15 protein-coding genes are annotated in these 17,193 nt (G+C 67.8%); 8 read left to right on the forward strand and 7 right to left on the reverse strand.

Going from position 1 to position 17,193, the window contains the following annotated elements; translation table 11 throughout:
* Positions 1–3 precede the first annotated feature (3 nt).
* Both KIK09_RS13985 and KIK09_RS13990 read right to left on the reverse strand, forming a co-directional pair.
* Positions 4–252, reverse strand: a complete 249-nt coding sequence (locus tag KIK09_RS13985) for a hypothetical protein (RefSeq protein ID WP_214319532.1) — start codon at positions 250–252, stop codon at positions 4–6.
* A 29-nt stretch (positions 253–281) separates the two neighbouring features.
* Entirely contained in the window at positions 282–821 is a 540-nt protein-coding gene (locus tag KIK09_RS13990) for a hypothetical protein (RefSeq protein WP_214319533.1), read from the reverse strand.
* An 83-nt stretch (positions 822–904) separates the two neighbouring features.
* Between KIK09_RS13990 and KIK09_RS13995 the strand changes: the two genes are divergently transcribed.
* The gene (locus KIK09_RS13995; protein ID WP_214319534.1) at positions 905–1,582 is read left to right on the forward strand and encodes a TetR/AcrR family transcriptional regulator; all 678 of its coding nucleotides are present in this window, start codon (positions 905–907) and stop codon (positions 1,580–1,582) included.
* A 141-nt stretch (positions 1,583–1,723) separates the two neighbouring features.
* Here the strand turns inward: KIK09_RS13995 and KIK09_RS14000 are convergent, their stop codons facing one another.
* The 3 genes from KIK09_RS14000 to KIK09_RS14010 form a co-directional block, all read right to left on the reverse strand.
* Complete coding sequence (locus KIK09_RS14000; RefSeq protein ID WP_214319535.1) at positions 1,724–2,932, reverse strand: MFS transporter; 1,209 nt, start codon at positions 2,930–2,932, stop codon at positions 1,724–1,726.
* A complete protein-coding gene (locus KIK09_RS14005; protein WP_214319536.1) occupies positions 2,917–4,509 on the reverse strand; it encodes a GMC oxidoreductase in 1,593 nt (530 codons plus the stop codon). The genes KIK09_RS14000 and KIK09_RS14005 overlap by 16 nt, the downstream gene beginning before the upstream one ends.
* A gap of 837 nt (positions 4,510–5,346) precedes the next feature.
* Complete coding sequence (locus KIK09_RS14010) at positions 5,347–6,387, reverse strand: M20 metallopeptidase family protein (RefSeq protein WP_214319537.1); 1,041 nt, start codon at positions 6,385–6,387, stop codon at positions 5,347–5,349.
* A gap of 243 nt (positions 6,388–6,630) precedes the next feature.
* On the opposite strand from KIK09_RS14010, the gene KIK09_RS14015 reads away from it, so the two are divergent.
* From KIK09_RS14015 to KIK09_RS14035, 5 genes are all read left to right on the forward strand, one after another.
* Positions 6,631–7,518 (forward strand): LysR family transcriptional regulator, encoded by an 888-nt coding sequence (locus tag KIK09_RS14015; protein ID WP_214319538.1) that lies wholly within the window; start codon positions 6,631–6,633, stop codon positions 7,516–7,518.
* 288 nt (positions 7,519–7,806) lie between these two features.
* The gene (locus KIK09_RS14020; RefSeq protein ID WP_214319539.1) at positions 7,807–8,181 is read left to right on the forward strand and encodes a VOC family protein; all 375 of its coding nucleotides are present in this window, start codon (positions 7,807–7,809) and stop codon (positions 8,179–8,181) included.
* A 79-nt stretch (positions 8,182–8,260) separates the two neighbouring features.
* Positions 8,261–9,742 (forward strand): MFS transporter, encoded by a 1,482-nt coding sequence (locus tag KIK09_RS14025; protein WP_214319540.1) that lies wholly within the window; start codon positions 8,261–8,263, stop codon positions 9,740–9,742.
* A 288-nt stretch (positions 9,743–10,030) separates the two neighbouring features.
* Complete coding sequence (locus KIK09_RS14030) at positions 10,031–10,435, forward strand: hypothetical protein (RefSeq protein WP_214319541.1); 405 nt, start codon at positions 10,031–10,033, stop codon at positions 10,433–10,435.
* A 206-nt stretch (positions 10,436–10,641) separates the two neighbouring features.
* Positions 10,642–11,871, forward strand: coding sequence for a serine hydrolase domain-containing protein (locus tag KIK09_RS14035; protein WP_250572932.1), 1,230 nt, complete (start codon positions 10,642–10,644; stop codon positions 11,869–11,871).
* A 385-nt stretch (positions 11,872–12,256) separates the two neighbouring features.
* Here the strand turns inward: KIK09_RS14035 and KIK09_RS14040 are convergent, their stop codons facing one another.
* Positions 12,257–13,195, reverse strand: coding sequence for an alpha/beta fold hydrolase (locus KIK09_RS14040; protein ID WP_214319542.1), 939 nt, complete (start codon positions 13,193–13,195; stop codon positions 12,257–12,259).
* An 89-nt stretch (positions 13,196–13,284) separates the two neighbouring features.
* Between KIK09_RS14040 and KIK09_RS59095 the strand changes: the two genes are divergently transcribed.
* Together KIK09_RS59095 and KIK09_RS14050 are read left to right on the forward strand one after the other, a co-directional pair.
* The gene (locus KIK09_RS59095) at positions 13,285–13,872 is read left to right on the forward strand and encodes a TetR/AcrR family transcriptional regulator (protein WP_214319543.1); all 588 of its coding nucleotides are present in this window, start codon (positions 13,285–13,287) and stop codon (positions 13,870–13,872) included.
* A 912-nt stretch (positions 13,873–14,784) separates the two neighbouring features.
* Positions 14,785–15,669 (forward strand): LysR family transcriptional regulator, encoded by an 885-nt coding sequence (locus KIK09_RS14050; protein ID WP_214319544.1) that lies wholly within the window; start codon positions 14,785–14,787, stop codon positions 15,667–15,669.
* A 171-nt stretch (positions 15,670–15,840) separates the two neighbouring features.
* On the opposite strand, the gene KIK09_RS14055 is transcribed toward KIK09_RS14050, so the two are convergent.
* Positions 15,841–16,758, reverse strand: a complete 918-nt coding sequence (locus KIK09_RS14055) for a hypothetical protein (protein WP_214319545.1) — start codon at positions 16,756–16,758, stop codon at positions 15,841–15,843.
* Between the last annotated feature and the right edge of the window lie 435 nt (positions 16,759–17,193).

Raw genomic sequence — 17,193 nt, forward strand, 5'->3', positions numbered from 1 at the left:
GGTTCACGCTCCGAGGTCACGCACGACGTTGTCCAGGCGATCCGCGACCTTGTCGAGGTCGTCGTCGGTGAATTCCTCACCGGGGAGCAGATCTGCCACTTCCTGGCGATTGGCGACGACCAGGGTCCGGTGCGCCTCGTCCACCCGCTCCGCGGGCACCACCAGGCACTCGCCCTCGACGAACATCAGGACGGCATCGGGATCCGTGGCTTCGAGCAGCCGCCGGACGCATTCACGATCGATGAGCAGCATGGCCGGTCAACCCCCTCCTACCAGTCCCGTTACCCGCTCACCGGGCGTGAAACGCGGAAACACGCCCGCGACGACGGCAGCGCGAGCAGGACGATCACCGCGACGGATCCCGCCGTGGTCAGCACGAGCTTGGCCACGTTGACGTAGGGCAGCCAGCCGGGCATGGCACCGGAGGCCGCCTCGACCAGCGCGTGCACGTCCAGGCGGGCGAGGGCGGGCACCTGCGCCAGGAGCTTCTCCGTGAACAGCTGGCCGGGGATGATGACGACGCCCATCACGAGCAGGACGGGCTGGAAGATCCACGACAGGATCGGGCCGATCCGCCTGCCGGCCAGGTTCAGCAGCGCCAGGGCCACCAGGATCACGACGAGCACGATGGCCAGCCCCTCGCTCCCGGCGAAGCTGATGCCGTTCTCGGCCAGGATCCCGGCGGGGAACCCCTGCCTGACGACCTCCGCCTCGGCGGCGCGCTCCGCGTCGGCCCCGTAGGTCAGCACGACGAAGACGCCGATCAGGAACGGCACCACGGTCAGCAGTTGGAGGACGGCAGCCGCGATGACCTTCTTCATGACGACTCCTCGGCATTTGAACTTAGTGCAACTGTAGAAGTCGATTTGAACTAAGTGCAAGTGCTGCTCGATATCCTGGGGCCATGCCGCGTGACACCCTCACCAGGGACCAGATCGTCCGTGCCGCCATCGAGGTCCTCGACGCCGAGGGCGTGAACGGGCTGAACATGCGGCGCCTGGGCATCCAGCTGGGCTCGGCGGCGACCGCGATGTACCACCACGTCAAGGGCAAGGACTCGCTCGTCGTGCTGGCCGCCGACCACGTCTTCGCCGAGATCGAGCTGCCCGACCTCGACGCGCTCGGCTGGCGGGAGGCCGCCGCCGCGCTGGCCAGGGGCGCCCACGCGATGATCATCAGGCACTTCTGGCTGATCCCCGCCATGACCACGCACCTCATCTACGGGCCCAACAAGGCCCGCTACGACGAGCACTGCCTGGCCGTCTACGAGAGCGCCGGCTTCTGCGGCGGCGACGCCGACCAGGCCGCCGCCGCGGTCCTGATGTTCGCGATCGGCGCCGCCCAGGGCCAGGCCGCCGAATCGGGCTGGCGGGCTCGGCTGCGCCGTACCGGGGTGGACGAGGAGCAGCAGGTGCGCGACACCATGGCGCAGATCACCGAGATCGCGCAGCAGTTCCCCCGGCTGCGCGCCCGCACCGGCGACATCGGCGACGACGGGCAGGACCCCTTCGAGTTCGGCCTGAGAACCATCCTCGACGGCCTCGACTCCGCCCTCAAGGGCAAGGCCGGGGTCAGCTTGTGAGGCTACGACGCGAGCAGGTCGAAGTGGAAGCCGACGAGGAACAGTGCCAGGGAGAACCACCTCGCCAGGGAAGGGAGGTCGGGGTTCCTGAGCGCGCGGCCGATCCCGGCTATCAGCAGACCGACGGCGGGTGGCGGGAGGTCATCTGACGAGCGGGTGGGGCTTCGGATGCAGCGTCGCCGGCGGGGGCCTCCCGTGCGCCACGGCGAACGACAACCCGCCCATGGCCAGCGCGGCCACGGCGGCCATGGCGTACACCGTGGGCAGGCTCGTGCCGCCCGACACCAGCGGGCCGACACCGAAGGCGGCGATGCCGTACCCGAGCTGGTAGAAGGCGATCACACCACCCGCCACGGAGCTCGAGACGGAGGTGAGCTCTTCCTGGGCGAAGCTGATGGTGAGCGGCAGCAGCGCGGAGCAGCCCAGCCCGGCCAGGCCGAAGGCCACCACCCCGAGCTGCGGCCGGTCCCCGGGCAGCGCGCTGATGATCAGGAACGCGCCCGTCAGCAGGAACGGCAGGCCATGGTAGATCAGGCGGGCGGGGAGAACGCGGCTCTGCAAGGCGGCGAAACCGACGCGGCCGATCGTGACCATCGCCCAGAACACGGCGAGCGCGAGCGAGGCCTGCGCCGCCGTAGCGCCGAGATGGCCCGTCATGTCGAGCTGTGCCCAGTTGCCGTTGACCGTCTCGCAGATGCCGTACAGCGTGATGAAAGCCGCGTACACCCAGAACTTCCTCGGCAGACCCGCTGCCGCGGCGGGCGCCTGTGCCTCGGTCCGCATCGGCAGCCTGAGACTGATCGCGACCAGGGCGACGAGCAGGATCACCGACGTCACCGGCAACCCCCACCAGAAGCCCAGGCCGACGAAGACGGCGACGAGCACCGGCGCGAGGGCCGTGCCGAGCCCCAGCAGGGCGTTGAGCACGAGCACCGAAGCGTCGACGGCGCCGGGACGCAGCTCGGCCGCGAGGGAGTTCAGCGCGGGCACGGTCAGGCCGAACCCTGCGCCCAGGCTCGCGGTGGCCAGCAGGAGCAGCGTGTACGCCACCGGCCTGTCCGCCATGGCGGCGGCGCTGGCGAGCAGCAGGGTCATGGCGGCCAGATTGCCCGCCAGCCCGACCATGTACAGCGGTTTCGTGCCGAACCGGCGGGTGAGCCAGGCACCCAGCAAGGAGGCGGTGACGGCGGCGATCACCTGCGGCACGAACAGGGTGGCGTACTGCGTGCTCGACAGGCCGTACTGCGCCGGATCGGTGAGGATGGTGCTGGCTGCCGGAATGGTGATCAGCACCACGCCCTGGACGGTGCCGGCGGCGTAGACGGTGAACGTCTCTAGTCGCGCGGCCATGTCCGTGGGGTCGCGCTCGCGCCGGCGCCCAGGCGGTCCAGCAGGTGATCGCCGACGCGCAGGGCGTTGGCCATGGCAGTCAGCGCCGGATTCACCGCGCCGATGCTCGGGAAGAAGCTGGTGTCTACGACGTAGAGGTTGTCCAGCTCGTGCGCACGGCAGTGGACGTCCAGGACCGACGTGGCCGGGTCCGTGCCGAAGCGGCAGGTGCCCGCCTGGTGCGCGACCCCGGCGACCGGGATGTCGCTCCTCATGTAGGCGAAGCGGTGGGTCAGGTGGCCTGGGTGCATGCCCAGGCCACCCAGCATCGACTTGAGCTGGTGGTAGAGCCGCTGGGCGGCGGTCGGGTTGCTCGGCGTGTAGCTGAGGGTGATGGCGCCGTCGGCAGCCAGCGTGACGCGGTTGTCCAGGCGCGGCAGGTCCTCGGTCGACAGCCAGAAATCGACGGCGTGCCGGGCGACGTCGTCGAGCGCCCATCCTGGGGCGAGCTTCGTCACCAGCGGCTTCTCGCCGCGGTACATGTCCGGCTGCGACTTGCCGATCATCTGGATGTTGCCCATCGGATAGTCGAAGTCCGGGCCGCTGAAGTAGAAGTCGTTGAGGCCGAGCGTCTTCTGAAAGACGGTCGGGTTCGGCTCCCGCGACAGCGCGAGCACCGCCTGGCTGTCGTGGAACATGTAGTTCCGGCCCACCTGGCCGGAGCCGTTGGCCAGGCCGTCGGGATGCCTGTCGTTGGCGGAGAGCAGCAGCAGCTTGGCGGTGTTGGCCGCGCCGCAGGAGACGACCACGATGTCGGCGGAGTACCGCTCCTCGTGGCCCTCGTGGTCGACCACCACCTGGGTCACGGCGGTGCCCGCCGGGTTCGTCTCCAGGCGTACGACGTGGGCGTTGGTCAGCAGGTCGACGTTGGGGTGCGTGAGCGCCGGCCGTACGCCGAACACCTCAGCGTCGGACTTGGCGTGCAGCGGGCAGGGGAAGCCGTCGCAGTTCGCGCACCGGACGCAGACGCTGTAGGGCATGTTCGACTCGTCGAGCCGGATGCCGCAGGGCGCGTGGAACGGATGCCATCCGGCGGCAGCCAGATCGTCGTGCAGCTGCTGCATGCGAGGTTCGTGCGACACGGGAGGGAACGGGTAGGGCGCGCTCGCCGGCGGCTCCGTCGGGTCCTCGCCGCGCACACCGTGCACCTGGTAAATCTGCTCGGCCAGCGTGTAGTACGGCTCCATATCCTCGTAGGAGATGGGCCAGGCGGGTGAGACGCCGTCGTGGTGGCGCAGCTCGCCGAAGTCCTCGCGGCGCAGCCGGTACAGCGCCGCGCCGTACAGCTTGGTGGCGCCGCCGACGAAGTAGTGGATCTGCGGCTGGAAGGCCTTACCGTGCTTGTCGTACCAGGTGTCGGGCGAAATGTACCGGTTGTCGATGAAGACGTCGGCCGCCAGCCAGTTGGCCGGCTCGCGGGGCAGCCAGCCCCCGCGTTCCAGCATGAGGATGCGTTTGCCTGAGGGGGCCAGATGCTGGGCGAGCGTGCCGCCGCCCGCGCCGGTCCCGATGATGATGACGTCGTACGAATCAAGCATCACAGCTCTCCCAAACGCTCGGCGCGGATGATGCGGCCCGTCCAGGGGTGTTGCCGGCCGTACCTGGCGACGAGGTGGTCGGTGGCCGCGGGTCCCCACGTTCCCGGCGCGTGCAGCAACACCTCGTACGGCGAGGGCCCTCGCCGCCCTGCTCCGGGCGGAACCTCATCACCTTCGCCAGGTCACCTGTGATCCCGAGAGCGGCATCCGCGGGCCGTTGCGAGGTTTTCGGTCGGTCTCTCATACGAGCCATCCCTTGAAGCGCATAAGTGCGAAACGGTGAGGCGTCGGAGAAGCGCGGCGACAGGCGATGTTGACCTTCGTTGATTTCGAGCGTAATCCCGGAGCATCACCGCGTCGGCCAGGTAATGGTCAAGGATGCGTACGGCTCGCTGACACGCCGATGGCAGGGATACGAGGTCAAGATCGCGATGCTGTGTGAGGACAGCGCCGAGTAAACCTACCCTGCACGGCATGGGCACCGGCTTCGTCAAGACCCCCGAGGACCCCTCGCCTTGCCTCTGTGACATTAGATCGGCATGCGACAGCCGTAGAACTCGTGGTCCTCGTTGTTGTCGCCCTGCCCCTCACCTTCGTGAAGGATTCGACGGCCTTCCCTCGGTACCGGACCCGAAAGAGTAGAAGATGACCCACCGCGTCTGAGGCAAGGGTCGCACCTCGCATCGGCACACACCGCCTCACTTGGCAACGCCCGACCAGCCCTGGATGCAGTAGTGCTGGGTGATCTGCTCTTGTTTGGGCATCGCCTTCAGCTCGCCGTAAGACGACAGGGTTCTCCACGAGGCCGTCGATGCGCAGCGTTTAGCCGTGAAGTCATTATCGCAACGAGGGTTGCTCACTGCGGGTGCGCAGGAATCCGGTCATTGCGTCGATGCCGAGACTGATGGCGCTCTCGTCCACCACGAAATCGGGAGCGTGCGGCACCCCCTGCTCGCCCACTCCGAAGAAGAACAACGCCCCTGGCGCCTGCTCCAGGAACAGTGCGAAATCCTCCCCGTTGAAGGGATAGGCCGCGTGGAAGAGCGTGGCGTTCAGGTGTCGTGCGCCGGCCAGTGCGTGTTCCGGTGAGTTGATCGTGGCCGGGAGGTGTTCGATGAACCGCACGCGTGGCCCGGCCTGCGCGTGGAGCAGCGACCGGATCTCCTCGTAGCGGCTGTCGGGCCAGGCCCGTACCCAGCCCTGTACCGCGTCCTCCTCGCGGAGCACCTGGGCGTAGACGAAGCTCGTCAGCGGGCCGCCGGGGGTTTGTATGTCCTCCGACAGTCGGGCGAGTTCGTCGCTGTTGGTCGGCGGGGTCACCGTCGACAGGCCGGCGATCAGGCTCTCGAACCGCCGCGCCTCCTCGGGCGACAGGCCCTCGATCCGGAAGATGTCCTGGCCCGGATGCCCGAACTCCGGCGCGACAGCGAACGTCCCGGTGGGCAACGGGGCGCTGTGCAGCGCGTAGACCTCCCGCGGCGGGACCGGATCCAGGGCTCCGTCGTCGATCATGGCGCGGGCACCCTCGCAGGTCTCCTCGGCGGGCTGGAACAAGAAGACCGTACGGCCTGAGGTCTGCTTGCGCGCGAGGGTCCGCGCGACGCCCACGCCGATCGCGGAGTGCACGTCGTGCCCGCACAGGTGGGCCGCCCCACCCGCTACGGCGACCGCGTCCATGTCGGCCCGGTAGCCGATCGCGGGCCCTTCCCCGGCGTCCAGGATCGCCACCACGCCGTGCCCGCCCACGCCCGTCCGGACATCCAGGCCCGCCTCGCGCAGGGCATCCGCGATCAGGGCCGCCGTACGTCGCTCCGCTCCGGCAAGCTCGGGATGCCGATGGATCTCGCGCCGTAATTCGATCAGTTCGTCATGCTTCATGGCGGAATGCTGTCACGGGAACCCGCCGGCCGCACCGCCCGATGGTCATCAAGACGAGCGACTTCGCCACCGACAGCTCGGTTTCCTGGCTGGCTGGTTGCCGCCACACGAACGCCGAGCCGATCACTTCGGATCCCTTGCCGCCATCCCGCAACAGAGGTCCGGTTACTCGCCTTCTTTCCCGCTTGTCCTTATATGCCACACTTCCACCCGTACATGGCACAGATAGGCGAAATGGGGCTTGTGGAACTACGGGACATCGAGATCTTCCTGACGGTGGCCGAGGAGCTGCACTTCGGCCGCGCCGCCGAACGGCTGCACGTCTCTGTGGCCCGGGTCAGTCAGGCGATCAAGAAGCAGGAACGAGCCATCGGTGCCGAGCTTTTCGCGAGGAACAGCCACAGCGTACGGCTCACGCAGCTGGGTGTGCAGTTGCGGGACGATCTGCGCCAGCTGCACCAGGGCCTGACGCAGACCTTGGAGCGGGCACGGCTGGCCGCACGCGGCAAGACCGGCACGCTCCGGGTGAGCCTGTTCCCGGCCAACATCCAGGAGCTGCGCCGCTACTGGGAGACCTTCCGCGCCCGGCACCCGCAGTGGGAGCTGCGCCTGCGGGTGTCGGCCTACCAGGATCCGTTCGCCCAGCTCCGCAACGGGGAGGTCGACATCCTGGTCACCTGGCTGCCCATCGAGGAGCCCGACCTCACGGTGGGTCCGCTGCTCTTCGCCGAGCCCAGAGTGCTGGCCGTGGCCGGCGACCACGCGCTCACCCGATGGTCCTCGGTCTCCCTGGAGGCGGTCAGCGACTTCCAGCACATCGCCGTCGAGCCCGCGCCCGACTACTGGTTCGACCACTACGTCCCAGTGCTCACCCCCAAGGGCCGCTCGATCGATCGCATCGCCAACGTGAACAACATCGAGGAAATCTTCATGCACACGGTCCTGGGGGAGACCGTCACCCTCTTTCCGATCCACGTGACCCGGTACTTCCCGCGCCCCGACATCGCCTATCTGCCCGTCAAGGACATGGATGCGCTGCCGTACGGGCTGGTGTGGCTCAGCGCCGCGGAGAACGACATGATCCGCGCCTTCGCCCGCGTCGCCCGCGACCTGGGGCCGCTGCCCGACTGAGACCGTCATGCCGATGCGCGGCGCGTCGGTCTTCCCTGAGCGGCTGATCGGGCCCGATCCACGCTGATGCGAAGCTTTTCGTAGACCGGCCGGAGGTCCTGGCGACCTTGTTCATCGGCCAAGGTCAGGAAGATCTCGATGTCGCGGATCTCCTGTGTGAAGCCTGCGGTTAACGCAGCGTTGCAAGATCCGGCATTGCCCCGGCCAGGCCGTATCGGCACCCTTGATCCCGGACGAATCACTACATAGGAGGGAAACCATGGCAAACAATTGCATACGAGCAGAAGTGTGAACATAGTCTCCTCAACAGTCGTCTTCACCGTCGATGATCTGGCAGGCTCCCGCCACTTCTTCACCACCTATCTGGGCTTCCGCGAGGTGCTCGACACCCCGGACTTCGCCTGGCTGAGCCGCGACGACACGGCCGCCGACATCCTGCTGCACCAGCGCGACCTCGAACTGCCGCGAGAGCGGGTGGCTCAGCCGGTGGTGGCGTTCGCGATCACCGACCTGGTCAAGGAACACGAGCGTCTGCACGACGAGGGCGCACCGATCACCAGGCAGTTGTGCCGCAACCCGTGGGGTGAGTGGCTGATGCGTCTCACCGACCCCAACGGCATCGTCGTCGAGTTGACCGAATGGATCGCACCCAGCGGCGCCTGATTCACCCCCCAACGGAAGGCGTGTGGAGCGCGCCATCCTTCAGTCGATCACTCTCTGTATGCGAATGGAAGCTAGAGGCATGCAACCGCACCCTCGTCGCTGGCTGATCCTGGTCGTGCTCTGTCTGAGCACGCTGGTGCTGGTCATCGACAACATGGCACTCACCGTCGCCGTGCCCTCCCTGGCCGCCGATCTGGGCGCCACCGCGCAGGACATCCAGTGGATTCTGGAGTCCTACATGCTGGTCTTCGCGGGCCTGCTGCTCACCGCCGGATCCCTGTCCGACCGGTACGGCAGGCGCAGGCTCATGGTCATCGGCCTGATGCTGTTCGGCACCGCCTCCGCGGCCGCCACCCTCGCCACCGACCCCGGCCAGCTGATCGCCGCCCGCGTCGCGATGGGCGCCGGCGGCGCGCTGATCATGCCCAACACCCTGTCGATCCTGATGGTCGTCTTCCCCGACGAGGCCGAACGGCGCAAGGCCATGGCCGCCGGGGCCGCCTTCGCCGTGCTCGGCCTGATCGGCGGCCCCGTCGCCGGCGGCGCCCTGATCGCCTCCCTCGGCTGGGAAGCGGTCTTCTGGATCAACGTCCCGATCGCGCTCCTGGCCATCCTGGCCGCCCTGGCCTTCATGCCCGAATCCAAGGGCTCCGCGACCAAGCCCGACCCCGTCGGCGCTGTCCTGTCCATGATCGGCATGTCCGCCCTCGTGTGGACGCTCAACGAACTCGCGCACGGCATCGCCTGGGCCCCGCTGATCGTCGCCGTCGTCGCCCTGGCCGCCTTCATCGGCTGGGAGTTGCGCACCGAGCACCCGATGGTGCCGCTCAAGCTCTTCCGCGACCGCGACTTCGCGGGCGGCAGCCTGTCGCTCACGCTGGTCCAGATCGGCAGCGGCGGCATGCTGCTGGTGCTGACCCAGTACATGCAGTTCGTCCTCGGCTACACCCCCACCCAGGCCGGACTGGCCTTCATCCCGATGTTCATCGCGTCGGTGGTCTTCAACGGCGTCGGCGCGGGTTTGGGCACCAAGCTCGGCAACCGCACCACCGCGGTCCTCGGCATGATCGTGATGGCCGCAGGCTTCGCCGTGCTCGGCTTCTCCTCCTCCGACAGCTTCCTGGTTCTGGCCATCGCCCAGGTCGTGCTGGGCGCCGGCAGCGGCCTGGCCGGGCCCACGGCGATCGCCGCGCTGATGAGCGCCGTCCCGACCGAGCAGGCCGGTGTCGGTTCGGCTTTGAACGACACCATCCAGCAGGCCGGCGCCGCCCTCGGCGTGGCCATCCTGGGCAGCCTGGCCACCAGCAGCTACACCTTCGCCATGCCGGCCACCGCACCTGAGGAGGCCCGCCGCTCCGTAGCCGCCGCCGTGGCCGACCCGTCCCTGGCCGCAGCCGCACGCCAGGCCTACGACGCCGCCATGTCCACCGCCTTCATCGGCGCCGGCGCCGGGGTGCTCGGCGCCGCCGTACTGGCTCTGCTCCTGCTGCGCGGTCGCAAGATCGGCGCCCACGCGGCCTCCTCGATCCAGCAGCAGACCCCGGTCGGTGTCACTCACTGAGACCGCTCGCTGGAGCGGAACTGGCTCAGCTTCTCCAGCCGCTCATCCCTCCGCCGCTGAATCCTCACGGATGCCCTCGCGTTCACCGTCGACCATGCGGTGTCGTGTCAGCGGCCGTGTCAGTACGGCAACGGCCCGGTATCAGCGCGGTCGGCGATGGTAGCTGCCATGAACGGTTCAGCGATTGCGGCCTCACCGGGGTATCCGGATTGCTCAGGTCGGGTCGCCCGCCAACCATCCGTCCATTCAATTTGAAATTTCGTAACAGATATAGAGGAGCTCACCATCATGTCGATCACCCTTACCGACCAGGACAAGCTCACGCTGCAGACCGCCGCGTGGGGCGCCGTCTCGCTGATGTCCGCCGCTGGTGCCGCCGGCTCGGCCCACAAGGTCGCCACCGAGGGCTCCATCGCGCTGACCTCCGCGACCGGTCTGGTCGGGCACGTGCTCGCCAAGGCGCCCAAGGGCGTGAAGTGGGGCAAGACCGTAGCCGACCTTGCCGACCAGGTGCTGCCGGCCCTGACCGTGGCCATGAGCCTGCTCAAGCAGCAGGCTCCGGCTGAGGCCGACAACTTCCGCAACACCATCATCGTCGCCCTCGACGCGGCCGCCCGCACCCACCTGGGCGAGCCCAGCCCCACCCTGGCCGACATGGCCCGCAAGATCACTGAGGCTGTGGACGCCGCCTGATCCAGCCGTAGCTGGTCATCGGAGTCCTGTCCGGGCCCGGTGACACGGCGGCGTGCCGGGTCAGGGGCGGGCGGCTCGCTCACCAAGCGCGCCCGGACTTCCTGGTGGGCTCGCAGTCGCCGGCCTGCCACCCGACCCCCATCCCCATCGACCCCGAATTGCTCGGCGAGCTGTTCGCCTGAGCGCGACACCAGAGACGAGGAACAATGAGAACCCAATCCCCGCCGGCGATCACGGCGACCAAGGTCTTGCGACGAGTGGGGGTCGCGGCGCTGGCGGCCGCGCTGCTGGCCGGGGTGGCCACACCCGGGGTGGCCACCGCGGACAGCACGCCGGTGTCGAAGGCCGCTGCCGGGCAGGATCGCCCGGAGTTGCAGAAGGCCATGCAGGCGTTCGTCGATGCCGGTTTCACCGGGGTGCAGGTGCGTGTGCACGATGAGCAGGGCGAGTGGGTCGCTAGCGCCGGGGTGCGCCAGCTGGGCCAGGCCGCCAAGCCGCCGACGAACGGGCGGTTCTGGACGGGCAGCGTCATCAAGACCTTCACCGCGACCCTGGTGCTGCAGCTGGTGGCCGAGGGCAAGATCGAGCTGGACAGCCCGGTGGACGACTACCTGCCCGAGCTCGGTGTGGACAAGCGGATCACCGTGCGCATGCTGCTGCAGCACACCAGCGGGTTGTTCAACTACACCGGCGACACCATCGACGGCAAGTATGTGCCGGGCATCCCCGCCCAGGGTGACGAATGGCTGGCCAACCGCTTCAAGAGCTACCAGCCGGAGGAACTGGTACGGCTGGCGCTGTCCAAGCCGGCGGTCTTCGCGCCGGGGACCGCCCAGGAGTACTCCAACACCAACTACACGCTGGCCCTGCTGTTGATCGAGAAGGTCAGCGGCAACTCCTACGCCGAGGAGCTGCAGCGGCGGATCGTGCGGCCGCTCGGGCTGCGGAGCACCCTGGTGCCGGGCGACCGGTCGACCCTCCCCGGGCCGCACGCCCACGGCTACTACCGCTACCAGGAAGACGGCCGGGACAAGGTGGTCGACGTCTCCCGCCAGAACCTGTCCCTGCTGGCCGGCGCCGGTGACCTGATCTCGACCACCAAGGATCTCCAGACGTTCATCTCCGCGCTGATGGGCGGCAAGCTCCTGCCGGCCCCGCTGCTGGCCGAAATGCGCAAGCCGTACGGCAAGTACAACTACGGCTTCGGCCTGTTCGTGCAGGACCTGGGCCCCAAGTGCGGCACCGTCTACCAGCACAACGGCAGCCCTCCGCACGGGTACGGCACGCTCATGTACAGCACGCCCGACGGCAAGAAGACCCTGACCGCCTCGATCACCCTTGTGGACGACGCCGCAAGGTCCCTGGCAGTCAAGGAGTTCCAGAAGGCGGTGGGCGGCCTCGTCAACACGGTGTTCTGCGACGGGCAAGCCGGGTGAGCTGAGGAGGCCAAGTCGGCCCGCACGCCTAAGGGGTGACTCCCTACGGTCAGGTAGATCGCAAAATGGGCCACGCCGAGCACGCTCACGTGCTCGGCGTGGCCCGATCCACGCACGCGGACGCCGGTCCGAGCAGGTTGAGGAACGTCCCGATAGGCAACGGCGTAAGCCGCAGGACGGCGAGCGATCCGATCAGCTCACGGGCTGATCACGCAGTTGGTCACTCAGGGGCGAGGGCTTCGGCCAGGCGGTGGGACTCGACCGTGTGCGCATGATGCATGAGCCGATCCACGGTGGCAGCGCTTGTCTCGGCCTCAACCGTGGAATCCCCCGTCCGCGACGAACGCCTGCGCCGGTCGGGAGCGCGCTTCACCGGCTCGTGTCATCACGGCGTGTCGCCATTGCGATCGATCTCGTCGACAAAGGCGAGGACCCGGGCGTTGACGCGCTCGGGGAACTCGCCGTTGATGGCGTGGGAGGCGTCCGGCCACAGTTCGACGACGCCACGGGCGAGCAGGCGGCGGGCACGCAGGGTGGCCTTGCGCGGATCGTGGATGATGCTGCGCCCGGCGATCAGGGCGAGCACCGGCACGTCGACTCCGGCCACCTGGGCGTCCGTGGGGTACGTCGGTGGCGGCAGGAAGGCGGTGAAGTCCCGCATCCCGGCCGATATCAGGTTGGCGACGGGTTCGTCGTCGGAGGCGTCGGCTCCGCCGGAGATCCAGCTCAGCAGCCTCCGGCGCCACGACTCCGGGAAGAACGGAACCACCGAGCCCAGCGAAACGACGACGACCTTCCAGGTGATCCGGCCGAAAAGGATGGCGGGATCGAGCAGGCTCACTGAGGCGATCTTCTCCGGGGCGTGCATGGCGAGGTGAAAAGCGCTCCACCCGCCGATGGAGACCCCGAGGAGGTGCACCCGGTCATGGCCGAGCCGGGCCAGCAGCTCCGCCAGCCAGTCGGCATGGTCTGCCGCGCTCGCGAACGCCCGGGTCTGTACCGAGAGGCCAGGCTCGCCGAGCAGGTCGACCGTGTAAACCGGCCGGTGGGCGGTGAGGCCGGCCAGGTTCGACTCCCACATCGGGGTGGACGCGGTGCGTCCTGGCAGCAGGAGAAGCGGTACGCCGTCGCCGGCGCCGAAGCGATAGACCCGGACGGTCCCGAAGCGGGTCGCCACGTCCTGGATCTGATCGGGTTCGGGAAGCTCGGCCATGGCCCGGTCATAGGCGTTCCGGTAGCGCGCGAAGGCGGACGCGTCGCGGAAGTAGCCGAGCCGCCGCCGGCGGAAAGTGGCTCCGATGTTGGGTTCCACGAGGTCGTTCACGTACGGGATCCTCCGTTCACCTTTCGCGATACGGTCGTATCGCATTAATATCACGATACGCTCGTATCGCGAAGAGAGGAGGCCAGACCGTGCCGAAGCAGGTGGACCATGCGGCGCGGCGGGCGGAGATCGCCAATGCCGCCCTCAGGCTTTGCGCTCGGGACGGCCTGGCCGGTGTGAGCATCGGGCAGGTCGCCCAGGAGGCCGGCATCTCCAAAGGGCTCGTGCAGCACTATTTCGCGGCGAAGGCCGACCTGCTGCGCGCGAGCGCGCAGCTGCTCAGGCAGGAGATCGAGCGCCATGTTCGCGCGGCGCTACATGACGCCGACAGCCCGGCCGACACGCTGCGGCGCACGCTGCTCGCCGTCGTCGAGCTGGGTGAGCGCGCTCCCGTGCTCCTGCTCGCCGGGCACGCGTTTCTGACCAGGGCCGTCGCCGACCCTGATGCACGCGGGCTGTACCGCGCGGGCGGCGAAGCGGTCCATCGCGAGATCGCCGCGCTCGTGGCCGCCACCGCTTCGGAACCTGGCGTCGATGCCGACGCCGAGGCCCACATGCTTCTCGGGCTCGCGCGCGGCCTGGCCGACGGCGTGCTGGTCGGGGAACTGGACGTCGCGAAGGCGGCCGCGATCCTCAACCACCAACTCGGCCGGATCGGCGTGCCACCGGACCTGTGAGGGGAAGGTAGGTTCCCGAAACACGTCGCCGGCGAGAGGCAGTAACCGCGGTTACCGGCGAACGACGGACTGCCGTCACAAGAACCCGCAGCGCCCAGGACTCTTCGCTTCCAGAGCGTTCGACTACGAAGCTGCCCATCCCTGGCACCTGATCGCCAGGGGCAAGCTCGCCGCTTTCGATCTTGGCCTTGAGGTCCTCAAAGACCTGAACCCATCGGGAGATTCCGGGCTTCCATGCCAGCCGTGGCAAGCGAGATGCACCATGCCTAGTGAGCTATAAGTGATGACCATGACAACCAGGAGGACGAGGGCTGAGACGGGTGGAGTCCGAGTGAGTTGGCTCCCCCCGATTTCCGGAAATGGAAAAGGGCCCGATCCGCTTAGCGGATCAAGCCCTCTACCTGGCGAAAATCTGTCGGGGTGGCGGGATTTGAACCCACGACCTCTTCGTCCCGAAGCAATTCGAACACGCATTCGACTTGATGGAGAGTCATCCTGGGCGGCCCGGAACGTGCGTGGTCGTTCGCGGACGTCCGTGATCGACCACGGCGATTGTCACGCAGTCTGTCACTCACTCGCCCGACGATTTGTCCCCGCGTCCGCTCGCAGCGGCTCCGAGCCTGATGAAGAGTCTGTCAGCGAACTGGCCGTTCGATCTTCGTGCCGGGCAGCTCATACCAGTGAACCGCGGGGTGTAGCTGGCGTGCCCGGTCCAGTTGTGGAGATCTTCGGCGCTCACACCGTCGAGGTCGAGGGTGACCAGGGAGTTGTCGACAGCTCGCACGCTTGGCCTTTGTCCCATCTTCGTCCCTTCGAGGAGGTTGACTCGGCTCCTTGAGCAAAACGCCGATCACCGTCAAGCCGCCATTTGGTTGAGCCGTGAGGCATAGGGTTCGCTATAGCGTCGCGCGTGTGGACTTACGTCGATTGCACTACTTTGTGGTCGTCGCGGAAGAGGGCAACGTGGGCCGCGCCGCGCGTCGCCTGCACATCTCCCAGCCGCCCCTGAGCCAGCGCATCCGCGAGCTGGAGGCGGAGCTGGGATGCGCCCTGTTCGTCCGCACACCGCGGGGGATGACCCTCACCGTTGCTGGTGAGGTGCTGCTGAGCGAGGCCCGCGCGCTGCTGGCCGCCGCCGACGGTGCGGTCGAGCGGGTACGTCAAGCAAACGGCGAGCAAGTGCTGCGGGTCGGGGTACTCGGCCCGGCCGAAGCGGCGTTGTCAGCCGGGGCGGCCCAAGGGTTCGCGAAGCGGTACCCCGGCGCGCTGGTCCAATTGCGCCAAGGCAGCCTGGTCGACCCCACGATCGGCCTGGGCCGCGGCGAGGTCGACGTGGCGATCACGTTCACGCCATTCGACGAGACAGGGCTGGCCGTTCACGTCGTCCGCCCGGAGCCGCTCTACGCCGCGCTGCCCGCGGACGACCCGTTGGCCTGCCGCGCCTCTATCACCTGTGCTGATCTGTGTGGCCGCCGGACAGCCCGGCTGCCCAGCGGAGCCGACCCCATCTGGGCGGAGTTCTGGCAGGCTCCAGGTGACGGCCCGGTGGTGAGGTCCCTCGGTGAGGGGCTGCACGCGGTCTTGTGGCAGCAAGCCGTGATTTACGTACCCGAGAAGACGACGTGGACGCATCCGGTCCCAGGTGTGCGTTACGTCCTGCTGGCCGATCACCCGCCGGCCCACCTCGTCCTGGTCAGGCGCAGCACCGACCTCTCGCCCCTGGTAACCGGCTACATCGCCGCCAGCCTCGCCTGGGCCCAGAACTCTGACCATTTTGGGGTTCCACCTAATAGCTAGGGCCCGCGCCCTGGTGGCCGTCCAGACGGGCGCCGCCCTCCTCACCGCCTGCCGCCTCACCCGCCGTCCCGGCGGCTAGGCACCGGAGCGGCGGGCATTCTGTGCGGGCCGGGCGCCGGGGAGGTCTACTCCCCGTTACCGCGCATTGGGCAGTTCAGGGCGTGGGCAGCGTCAGCTGTCCCACACCCACAGCCAGTCACTCATATCCCATCTCGCGCCCGAGGGGCTGTAGACGGCGAAGTCGATTGCGCCGCCCACGGTGTCATAGTCGCTCTTGCCGACCCACTCGACGCCGACTCCAGAGTCGGTGTCGTTGTACCAGGCCCAGGGGTTGACCTTGCCCCGGCAGTTATGGATGCTGCCCCCAAGCGAGAATCCAAAGAAGTTGAGGGAGAGGTTGCGGTCCCAGCAGTGGGGGAAATCGACCGTGTATTTGGGGTCCTGGTCTTTGATCTGGTTGTATCGCGGGAACACGCTCCACTGATGGATCTTCGTGATCTCACAACACGACGAGTCGTCCCTGCCGCTGTGCCAGTCCTGGCCGAGGATTCCCCAATTCCCGTGTCCGTCGGCGTTCACCAGCCAGTAGCCGTACCAGGCATACACGTGGCCAGTGCCGACAGTCACATCCACGCTATCGGACCAGGTCGGATTGTCGGCCGGGGTGGTCGAGGCGGAATACGCCTGGTCGGTCGGCCGAGCGGGACCAGACCCGGCGAACCTGAGCAGCTCAGACTTGCTGATGGCCGGGCCGGTGATAGCTACGCCGACACCTCTGGCACTGACCATCTGGGCAGAAGGGTTCTTACTGGAGCCGCTGGCCTGAGATGCCGAGTGGGAGACGCGGACGGTGCTGCCGGGGAGCAGCCCTCGTGCTGTGATCTTCAGGCGGCCGGAGCTTGAGGTCCAGGTGATATCCCGGGCTCCGGTGGCCTCCGTAGCGTTGACGGACTCGGCGAAGGTCTCCCCGGCCTGATCGGAAACGATGGTCACCGGCCGGTTGAGATTGGTCGGTGGCTCGGCTGCCACGGGACCTGCTGCGAGGACCAGCGACGTGGCGACCGCTGCCGCGATGCTTAAGGACTTCATGGTTCCCCCTTCCCTTTCATGGAGTGGGCGCCAAAGGCACGGGAGGCACGTCACCGCGAGGGCGCCGAGCCTGGATAACGTGGGGCCTTTGGCTCCTTGAGCAAACTGCTCAGCACCCGGGTTGGTCCAAGACCATTTCGAGATCGCTAGGACAGTTCTCGATATGGCTGCTTTCGTGCCTCTTCCCTGGATGCCGAAGTAATCGGGCTCAAGGCCTTCCGCATCTCATCGGCACACGTTGCCGGGCTCAATCCGCCTCCCCGTTGACGTAGGACCACCCCAATAGGGACGTGCACGCCATCGTCATAAGGTCGGCTGCAACACGGGGTGTTGCAGCCGCTTTGTCGTGCCTCGCACGATCCGAATTGGACGCGCGAAGCGCCGCTAGGTCTTCAGGTGTTGAGTGACAGCAGGGACGCCCTCTCTGCCCCGCGT

The organism is Nonomuraea sediminis (assembly GCF_018531495.1).
GTDB lineage: Bacteria > Actinomycetota > Actinomycetes > Streptosporangiales > Streptosporangiaceae > Nonomuraea > Nonomuraea sediminis.

Coding starts and splice junctions, on each gene's coding strand:
- KIK09_RS13985 (WP_214319532.1), bottom strand. CDS start 252: ATGCTGCTCATCGATCGTGAATGCGTCCGGCGGCTGCTCGAAGCCACG.
- KIK09_RS13990 (WP_214319533.1), bottom strand. CDS start 821: ATGAAGAAGGTCATCGCGGCTGCCGTCCTCCAACTGCTGACCGTGGTG.
- KIK09_RS13995 (WP_214319534.1), top strand. CDS start 905: ATGCCGCGTGACACCCTCACCAGGGACCAGATCGTCCGTGCCGCCATC.
- KIK09_RS14000 (WP_214319535.1), bottom strand. CDS start 2,932: ATGGCCGCGCGACTAGAGACGTTCACCGTCTACGCCGCCGGCACCGTC.
- KIK09_RS14005 (WP_214319536.1), bottom strand. CDS start 4,509: ATGCTTGATTCGTACGACGTCATCATCATCGGGACCGGCGCGGGCGGC.
- KIK09_RS14010 (WP_214319537.1), bottom strand. CDS start 6,387: ATGAAGCATGACGAACTGATCGAATTACGGCGCGAGATCCATCGGCAT.
- KIK09_RS14025 (WP_214319540.1), top strand. CDS start 8,261: ATGCAACCGCACCCTCGTCGCTGGCTGATCCTGGTCGTGCTCTGTCTG.
- KIK09_RS14030 (WP_214319541.1), top strand. CDS start 10,031: ATGTCGATCACCCTTACCGACCAGGACAAGCTCACGCTGCAGACCGCC.
- KIK09_RS14035 (WP_250572932.1), top strand. CDS start 10,642: ATGAGAACCCAATCCCCGCCGGCGATCACGGCGACCAAGGTCTTGCGA.
- KIK09_RS14055 (WP_214319545.1), bottom strand. CDS start 16,758: ATGAAGTCCTTAAGCATCGCGGCAGCGGTCGCCACGTCGCTGGTCCTC.